The organism is Dorea sp. BIOML-A1, assembly GCF_009875615.1.
GTDB classification, from domain to species: domain Bacteria; phylum Bacillota; class Clostridia; order Lachnospirales; family Lachnospiraceae; genus Dorea_A; species Dorea_A amylophila.
Genome location: NZ_WWSA01000072.1, coordinates 1 through 1538, shown reverse-complemented (window position 1 = coordinate 1538; position 1538 = coordinate 1). Strand labels below are relative to the sequence as shown.

Genomic DNA, 1538 nt, shown 5'->3' with positions numbered 1-1538 from the left:
AATCCTAAGGCCGACGGGAGAAGCATTGTTAAGGAACTCGGCAAAATGACTCCGTAACTTCGGGAGAAGGAGTGCCACCGAGAGGTGGCCGCAGAGAATTGGCCCAAGCAACTGTTTAGCAAAAACACAGGTCTATGCAAAACCGTAAGGTGAAGTATATGGGCTGACGCCTGCCCGGTGCTGGAAGGTTAAGAGGAGAGGTTAGCGGTAACGNTCAAGAAAAGCCGCTATTGTTTTACTTAAGCCCGTACCGTAAACCGACACAGGTGGATGAGGAGAGAATCCTAAGGCCGACGGGAGAAGCATTGTTAAGGAACTCGGCAAAATGACTCCGTAACTTCGGGAGAAGGAGTGCCAGCGAGAGCTGGCCGCAGAGAATTGGCCCAAGCAACTGTTTAGCAAAAACACAGGTCTATGCAAAACCGTAAGGTGAAGTATATGGGCTGACGCCTGCCCGGTGCTGGAAGGTTAAGAGGAGAGGTTAGCGGCAACGCGAAGCTTTGAATTTAAGCCCCAGTAAACGGCGGCCGTAACTATAACGGTCCTAAGGTAGCGAAATTCCTTGTCGGGTAAGTTCCGACCCGCACGAAAGGCGTAATGATTTGGGCACTGTCTCAACAATGCACCCGGTGAAATTGAAATACCAGTGAAGATGCTGGTTACCTGCGCCAGGACGGAAAGACCCCATGGAGCTTTACTCCAGCTTGATACTGGGATTCGGTATTGCATGTACAGGATAGGTGGGAGGCTAGGAAGTGATGACGCCAGTTGTCACGGAGCCGCTGTTGGGATACCACCCTTGCAGTATTGGATTTCTAACCAGCGACCATGAACTGGTCGGGGGACAATGTCAGGTGGGGAGTTTGACTGGGGCGGTCGCCTCCGAAAGGGTATCGGAGGCGCTCAAAGGTTCCCTCAGAATGGACGGAAACCATTCGAAGAGTGCAAAGGCAGAAGGGAGCTTGACTGCGACACCGACGGGTGGAGCAGGTACGAAAGTAGGACTTAGTGATCCGGTGGTATAAAGTGGGATTGCCATCGCTCAACGGATAAAAGCTACCCTGGGGATAACAGGCTTATCACTCCCAAGAGTTCACATCGACGGAGTGGTTTGGCACCTCGATGTCGGCTCATCGCATCCTGGGGCTGAAGTAGGTCCCAAGGGTTGGGCTGTTCGCCCATTAAAGCGGTACGCGAGCTGGGTTCAGAACGTCGTGAGACAGTTCGGTCCCTATCCGGCGTGGGCGTAGGATATTTGAGAGGAGCTGTCCTTAGTACGAGAGGACCGGGATGGACTGGCCGCTGGTGTATCTGTTGCATACCAAGTGCATGGCAGAGTAGCCAAGCCGGGACGGGATAAACGCTGAAGGCATCTAAGCGTGAAGCCCCCCTCAAGATGAGATATCCCTACGTAAGTAGTAAGACCCCTTGAAGACGACGAGGTAGATAGGTCAGAGGTGGAAGTACAGTAATGTATGGAGCTGACTGATACTAATCGGTCGAGGGCATGACCAAGCAAGGTGATAGGTAGGATGAAA

Annotated in this window: 1 rRNA gene; it reads left to right on the top strand. The window is 52.6% G+C overall.

The features are described from left to right. A 23S ribosomal RNA gene (locus tag GT508_RS14500) occupies window positions 1–1515 on the top strand; the annotation flags it as partial. Between the last annotated feature and the right edge of the window lie 23 nt (window positions 1516–1538).